Annotated in this window: 7 protein-coding genes; 4 read left to right on the top strand and 3 right to left on the bottom strand. The window is 72.2% G+C overall.

All coding sequences use genetic code 11. The annotated features are described in order from the left end of the window. Positions 1 to 136 precede the first annotated feature (136 nt). The gene (locus NJC10_RS05895; RefSeq protein ID WP_319075192.1) at positions 137 to 1,267 is read right to left on the bottom strand and encodes a VIT1/CCC1 transporter family protein; all 1,131 of its coding nucleotides are present in this window, start codon (positions 1,265 to 1,267) and stop codon (positions 137 to 139) included. Positions 1,268 to 1,372: 105 nt separating this feature from the next. Here NJC10_RS05895 and NJC10_RS05890 point away from each other — a divergent pair, with 105 nt between their 5' ends. Together NJC10_RS05890 and NJC10_RS05885 are read left to right on the top strand one after the other, a co-directional pair. Next, the gene (locus NJC10_RS05890; RefSeq protein ID WP_319075191.1) at positions 1,373 to 1,792 is read left to right on the top strand and encodes a YidH family protein; all 420 of its coding nucleotides are present in this window, start codon (positions 1,373 to 1,375) and stop codon (positions 1,790 to 1,792) included. A 4-nt stretch (positions 1,793 to 1,796) separates the two neighbouring features. Then, positions 1,797 to 2,120: a DUF202 domain-containing protein gene (locus tag NJC10_RS05885; RefSeq protein WP_319075190.1), complete on the top strand. Its 324-nt coding sequence runs from the start codon at positions 1,797 to 1,799 to the stop codon at positions 2,118 to 2,120. 75 nt (positions 2,121 to 2,195) lie between these two features. Here NJC10_RS05885 and NJC10_RS05880 read toward each other — a convergent pair whose 3' ends face one another. Both NJC10_RS05880 and NJC10_RS05875 read right to left on the bottom strand, forming a co-directional pair. After that, on the bottom strand, positions 2,196 to 3,389 hold the full coding sequence (locus tag NJC10_RS05880; protein WP_319075188.1) for an alcohol dehydrogenase catalytic domain-containing protein: 1,194 nt from the start codon (positions 3,387 to 3,389) through the stop codon (positions 2,196 to 2,198). 199 nt (positions 3,390 to 3,588) lie between these two features. Further along, the gene (locus tag NJC10_RS05875) at positions 3,589 to 5,097 is read right to left on the bottom strand and encodes a sodium:solute symporter (RefSeq protein ID WP_319075186.1); all 1,509 of its coding nucleotides are present in this window, start codon (positions 5,095 to 5,097) and stop codon (positions 3,589 to 3,591) included. A gap of 183 nt (positions 5,098 to 5,280) precedes the next feature. Here NJC10_RS05875 and NJC10_RS05870 point away from each other — a divergent pair, with 183 nt between their 5' ends. Continuing rightward, positions 5,281 to 5,850 (top strand): helix-turn-helix domain-containing protein, encoded by a 570-nt coding sequence (locus NJC10_RS05870; protein ID WP_298713935.1) that lies wholly within the window; start codon positions 5,281 to 5,283, stop codon positions 5,848 to 5,850. 79 nt (positions 5,851 to 5,929) lie between these two features. Then, on the top strand, positions 5,930 to 6,946 hold the full coding sequence (gene speB / locus NJC10_RS05865) for an agmatinase (protein WP_319075184.1): 1,017 nt from the start codon (positions 5,930 to 5,932) through the stop codon (positions 6,944 to 6,946). Positions 6,947 to 6,959: the final 13 nt, after the last annotated feature.

The following is a 6,959-nucleotide window of genomic DNA, read 5'->3' as shown; positions in this document are numbered from 1 at the left end:
GTACTGCCAGGTAACCTCGGGGGTTACCTGGCAGTACTGCGCCCAGCTCAGGTGGACGCCGCCTGTTGCGCCTGTCGCGCCTGGTGCTGCCGTGGCGGCCCTTGCACCCGTGGCCGAACCCCGGAGCACCCGGAGGTCAGCCCACGTCGCCGCCCACCAGCATGCCCAGCACGTAGGTCACCGCCGCGGCGCCGTAGCCGATCGCGAGCTGGCGCAGGCCCCGAGCCAGCGGTGAGGAGCCGGACAGCAGCCCGACCACACCGCCGGTGAAGAGCAGGGCCACGCCCACCATCGCCGCCGCCAGGCCCAGGGCCCACAGCCCGGACATGCCGAAGATGTACGGCAGGATCGGGATGAGCGCGCCGGAGGCGAAGAACGCGAAGCTGGACAGGGACGCGCTCCACGCGGAGCCGATCTCCGCGAAGGAGCCCGAGTGGTCCACCGGTCCCTGGGAACCGTCGGGACGGGCGGAGAACTGCGGGTTGCAGTCGCACGTGAGATAGCCGAGGCGCTCGAGCGCGCGGTGCTCGGCGTCCTCGGGCGTCATGCCGCGGGCCAGGTAGACGAGCTTGAGTTCGTTGTGGTCCAGGTCCAGGTGCTGGGCCGCCTCGAGGGTGATCTGGGTGGGGGAGGAGGCCTCGAGCAGCTCCCGCTGGGACCGCACCGAGACGTACTCGCCGGCCGCCATGGACAGTGCGCCCGCCAGCAGTCCGGCCACGCCGGTGAACAGCACCACGGACGACGCCACGCCCGTCGCGCCGATGCCCATCACGAGCGCGAGGTTGGAGACCAGCCCGTCGTTCATGCCGAAGACGGCGGCGCGGAAGTTGCCGGCCAGCTGCTCACGGCCCCGGGCGGCCAGGCCACGCACGACCTCCTCGTGGATGGCTTCATCCGCCACCATGCCCTCGGGGGCGTCCTGGTCCTCTGCGTAGGGAGTGTCCGACTCGGCGCGCTGGGCCAGGGCCAGCACGAACACGGAGCCGAAGATCCGCGCGAGCCAGCGCAGCAGGATGCGGTGCAGGGAGGGACGCGGCGGGTTCTCGGCGTGCTCGCCCAGGAGGGTCCGCCAGTGCTGTTCGTGGCGGCGCTCGGCCTCGGCGAGGCCGAGCAGGATGTCGCGCTCCACACCGTCCTTGCGGGCGGCGATGTCGCGGTAGATCTGGCCTTCGGCGATCTCATCGGCGAGGTAGCGGCGCCAGCGTCGGACCTGTTCACGGGTGGGTTCGGGCAGTGCCGCGGGGGTGGCGGCATGGGCGGGACTCATGGGGCTCCATCGGACGGGCGGGACGGGGATGGGGCGCCGCCGTCGCGGGCCGCGGCGGCCGGGCGCGCTCGACCGGCCAGTCTACGCCGCCACTACCATGGCCGCATGGACGCAGCGCAGACCCCCGAAGGCCCCGAGGCCACCGCGCACGACGGCGGCCGGCCGGCCTGGCAGCACCGCCTCCTGGCGGGTGGGGACGAGCCGGACCCCCGATTCACGCTCGCCAACGAGCGCACGTTCCTGGCCTGGGTCCGGACGTCGCTGGCGCTTCTGGCCGGCGGGGTCGCGGTGGAGGCGTTCACCGGCGCCCTGTTCGCGCCACCGGCTCGGGTGGTGCTGAGCACGGTGCTGCTCGTCCTTGCGGCGCTGCTCGCCCTGGGCGCGGGCGCGCGCTGGCTCCGGGTGGAGCGCGCGATGCGCCGCGGCCGTCCGCTGCCGCTGCCGCTGATCGTCCCGGTCCTGGCGGGGGGTGTCGTGCTGGCCGTCGTGGTGCTGCTGGCCGCCGTCGTCCTGCCGCGGGGCTGAGCCGATGCGCCTGCATCACGACCCGGGGCTGCAGCCCGAGCGCACCGTGATGAGCTGGGGCCGCACGGTCCTGGCGCTGAGCGTCCTCAGCCTCACGTTCCTGAGGTGGTGGCCGGCCGTCGGCGCGTGGGCGTTCGGGCCTGCGGTGGTGGCGGCCGTCGGCGGGGCGGCTGTGCTGGCCACGCAGCGCCGGCGCTACGTGGCGCAGGCGCGCGGGATCGCAGAGGAGCGGGCCCGGCCGGCCCTGGCGTCGGTGGCCGGCATGGTCGCGCTGGTGGTGGGCTTGGCGGCCCTCGGGATCACTGCGATGCTGCTGCACGCGGCCTGATCCGCGGACGACGACGGCGCCCCTCACCTGCGCGGGCAGGTGAGGGGCGCCGTCGTGCCGCCGGAGGCGAACCGCTCAGCGGGCGATCATGCCGTGGGGGTCGATGACGAACTTCTCCAGGGAGCCCTGGTCGAACTCCGCATAGGCCTGGGGTGCCTCGTCCAGGCTGATCACGCGCGGGTTGACCATCTCCGTCAGGTACGGCATCCGGTCCCACAGGATAGACATCATGAGCTGGCGGTTGTAGCGCATGATGGGCGCCTGGCCGCCGATGATGTGGGGCGACTTGATCCAGGCCTTGCCGAAGTCCACCGGGAAGGTGCCCTCCTGCTCGGCCTTCGTCTCCGCGATCGGGTCCGGCCCGTAGATGCCGATGATGCCCGTGGCACCGCCCGGACGGGTGATGTCCAGGACCTGGTTCACAGCGGCGATGGGCTGCATCTCATCGGACGCGGACCCCAGGCCGTGGGCCTCGGAGCCGACGCAGTCCACCGCGCAGTCCACCATCGGCTCGCCGAGGATGTCGTTCACGGCGTCCTGCAGGTTCTCCGTGACGGAGAGGTCGATGGTCTCGCAGCCGTGCTTGCGCACCAGCTCCAGCCGCGAGGCGTCCTGGTCGCCCACGATGATGCACGAGGCGCCCAGCAGCCGAGCGGCGGCCGCGGCGCACCGGCCCACGGGGCCGGCACCGGCGATGTAGACGGTGGAGCCGGGCTTGGCGCCGGCCTCCACGAGGCCGTGGAACGCCGTGGGGAGGATGTCCGAGAGCACGGTCAGATCCAGGATCTTCTCCATCGCCTGCTCCTGGTCCGGGAAGCGCAGCAGCTGGAAGTCGGCGTACGGCACGAACAGGTACTCGGCCTGCCCGCCCTGGAAGTTGCCCAGATTGAAGCCGTAGGCGGCGCAGGCCTGGTCCGGGTTGGCGGTCTCGCAGATCTCGGTGCGGCCGGCGCGGCAGTTGCGGCAGCGGCCGCAGGCCACGTTGAACGGCACGGAGACGAGGTCGCCCTCCTTCAGGAACTGGACGTCGCTGCCGATCTCCAGCACCTGGCCGGTCATCTCGTGACCCAGCACCATGCCCTCGGGCACGGGGAAGGACCCGCGGTAGATGTGCAGGTCGCTGCCGCAGATGTTGGTGGCGACGATCTTGAGGATGACGCCGTGCGGGGCGGCGGAGCCGTCAGGCATCTCCAGCTTGGGGAAGTCCAGCTCGTCGACGCGCACGTCCTTGATGCCGTGGAATGCCACGGCGCGGTTCTTGGTGGTCATGGGAACTGTTGCCTTTCTGTCTCCAGCGAGTCCCTTGGCGGGGCGGGAGGAGGGGCGAACCCGAGGGGGAGTCCCTGTCACGGGCTGTTCGGCAACACTAGGGGCCGGGGGGAGCCTGGGGGAAGGATCGCCCGCCGCCGCATCGCCTGGCCTGACCATCGTGCGGGCATCGGAGGACCGCAGGCCCCGGAATTCCTGGTCAGAGACGCTCTCGGGCCGCGGCGTCGACGCCGTGGCGGGAGCGCACGCGCCAGGCCTCGAGGACAGCGGGGTCGGTGGGCGGGGTCACCAGGCTGAGGAGGACGTACACGACGGCGGAGGCGGCCAGGCCGACGTAGATCGGCTCGTTCGCGAAGACGCCCTCGAAGGGCTCCGCCGCGTTCAGCTCGAGCCAGCCCATGGTGCCGAGGGTGCCCAGCGTCCCGACCACCATGGACCACAGGGCCGCCGTCCCGGTGCCCCGCTTCCACACGAGGCCGCCGACGATCGCGACGAACAGGCCGCCCACGAGGATGTCGTACGCGATGGTCAGGGCCGCCACCACGTCCGGGACGACGATCGCCAGCCCCAGCACGACGGCGCCGAGCAGCAGCACCCAGCCGCGGTTCGAGGCGAGATCCGCCGCGGTCTCCGGGGCCTCGTCCTCGGCGGTGGTGTCGTCCTCGGGGGCGGTGGCCTCGCCGCGGAAGATGGGGAGGATGTCCGTGCGCATCACGGTCGAGGACGCGATGATCGCGCCCGAGGCGGTGGACATCATGGCCGCGACGGCGGCCGCCAGGGCCACGCCGCCGACGCCGACGGGCAGCAGGTTCTGGGCGACCCACGCGAACACGTCGTCCTTGGTGGCGATGTCCGCGGTGACCGTGCGGGCGGCCATGCCGATCACTGCGCCTGCGAGGCCGTAGACGATGCAGTACAGGCCCGCGGTGGCGCCGCCGATCTGCGCCACGCGCGGGGAGCGGGCCGTGAACACCCGCTGCCAGACGTCCTGGCCGATCAGCAGGCCGAGGGTGTAGACCACGAAGTAGGTGATGATCGACTGCACGCCGATCCCGTCCCAGCTGAAGAACTCGGCGCCCAGGCGCTCCTGCATGGCACTCCAGCCGCCGGCGTTGGCCAGGGAGATGGGGAGCATGAGGGCGAACAGGCCGATGGTCATGATGAGGAACTGGGCCATGTCCGCCAGGGTGATGGACCACATGCCGCCGAGCACGGAGTAGGCCAGCACGATGCCGCCGCCCACCAGGACGGACAGCCAGCGGTCCCAGCCGAAGAGCACCACGAAGATCGACGCGTAGGCGCCGGTGGAGGTGGCGGCGAGCATGAGCGTGTACGCGAGCATCACGAACGACGACGCGTGGGATGCTCCCCCGCGGCCGTAGCGCAGGCGGAGCATCTGCGAGACGGTGTAGATCTTCAGGCGGGCGAGGATCGGGGCGAACGCCACCGACAGGATGAGCACGCCGACGCCGATGGCGGCCACGAGCCACGCACCGGAGAGCCCGAACTGGTACCCCAGGCCGACGCCGCCCACGGTGGCGGCGCCGCCGAGCACCGCGGCGGCCATGGTGCCGGTGAACAGCGCCGGCCCGAGGCGACGGCCCGCCACAAGGTAGTCCTCCGCGCTGGCTGCGCGGGTCTTGCCCCACCAGCCGAAGGCGAGCATGCCGACCAGGTAGACGGCGACGATGGTCAGGTTGATGGTCACGGGTGGTCCTTGGGGCGAGGGGATCCACGGCGCCGGGGATGCGGAGGCGCTGTGGGCGAGCGGGGCGCGGCCAGCGTGTTGCCGATCACACGATCAGGGTCTATGGTAAACATATGTTGTCCATCGGGCAACATGCCGTCCAGGATGACATCGCGACGTCGCCCGACGCGAGGAAGGAGCGCGATGAAGGCCCTCCCGCTCGAGACCGCACCGGCCCAGGCCTTGATCGGTCGCCGGCTGCGCGCGCTGCGCGAGGCGCGGCGGCTCACCGTGGCGCAGCTGGCCGAGGCGGCCGGGGTCAGCAAAGGTTTCCTCTCCCGCCTCGAGCGAGACCTGACGAGCCCGTCCGTCAACACGCTCGTCACCCTGTGCCAGGTGCTCGGCGCGAGCCCGGGCGACGTCCTGGACGCGCCCGAGGTGACGGTCGTGCGCCTCGCCGACGCGCCCGCCATCAGCCTCGGCGGTGAGGGCATCCGCGAGCGCCTGATCACCCCGCGCGGCAACCGCGACCTGCAGATCCTACGCGCGGAGATCGCGCCGCACGGCCGCGGTGAGACGGAGCTGTACACCGTGGACTGCCGCGTGGAGGCGGTGCACGTCGTCACCGGCCGCCTCGAGCTGCGGACCACCGAGGCCGTGCACCTGCTGGAGGAGGGGGACACCGTCACCTTCCCCGGCCGCGAGCCCCACTCGTGGACCAATCCGGACGGCCACCCCGCCGTCGTGCTGTGGACCCTCGTGGGCCACGCCTGAACCCGTGCGGCGCGCCCGCACCTGACAGGCCCCACCGACCAGACCGCACCGAACTGAACCACCCAGAGAGGACATCCAGATGCTCGAGATCCCCCGCGTCGAGGACAACGGCCGCATCGGCCCCGTGAACTCCGCCCTCGTGCCCCGCTACGGCGGCGCCCCCACCTACGCCCTGCTGCCCCGCCTGGACGAGGCCGCGGCCGCCGGCGTCGCCCCGGAGATCAAGGTCGTCGGCGTGCCGTTCGACGCCGGCGTCTCCTACCGCCCCGGCGCGCGCTTCGGGTCCGGCCACGTGCGTCAGTCCTCGCGGCTGCTGCGCCCGTACAACCCCGCCACGGACACCTCGCCCTTCGCGCAGGCCCAGGTGGTGGACGCCGGCGACATGGCGGTGAACCCGTTCAACATCAACGAGGCCATCGAGTCCATCCAGCAGGACGCGATGGACCTGACCGAGGACGGCTCCTCGCTCATGACCATCGGCGGCGACCACACGATCGCCCTGCCGCTGCTGCGCGCCGCCGCGGCCCGCGCCGGCCAGCCGGTGGCCATGCTCCACTTCGACGCCCACCTGGACACGTGGGACACCTACTTCGGCGCCGAGTACACCCACGGCACCCCCTTCCGCCGCGCCGTGGAGGAGGGCATCCTGGACACGGAGGCCATCTCCCACGTCGGCACCCGCGGTCCCCTGTACGGCAAGAAGGACCTCGACGACGACCACCGCATGGGCTTCGGCATCGTCACCTCCTCGGACGTGTTCCGCAAGGGCGTGGACGAGATCGTGGACCAGCTGCGCACCCGCATCGGCGACCGCCCGCTGTACATCTCCGTGGACATCGACGTCCTCGATCCGGCCCACGCACCCGGCACCGGCACCCCCGAGGCCGGCGGCCTCACCAGCCGCGAGCTGCTGGAGATCCTCCGCGGCCTGCGCGGCCTGGACATCGTCGGCGCCGACCTCGTGGAGGTCGCCCCGGCCTACGACCACGCCGAGCTGACCGGCGTCGCCGCCTCGCACGTGGCCTACGACCTGGTGTCCCTCATGGCCGACCGCCGCGCCCAGCGCTCGGCCGCCGGGGTCGGAGCGTCCGCGTGAGCGGGCAGCACGC

The sequence above is a fragment of the Micrococcus sp. M4NT genome (assembly GCF_033790745.1).
In the GTDB taxonomy this organism is placed as follows: Bacteria; Actinomycetota; Actinomycetes; order Actinomycetales; family Micrococcaceae; genus Micrococcus.
The sequence above is the reverse complement of the archived record's forward strand: the minus strand, read 5'-3'. Positions and strand labels throughout refer to the sequence as shown.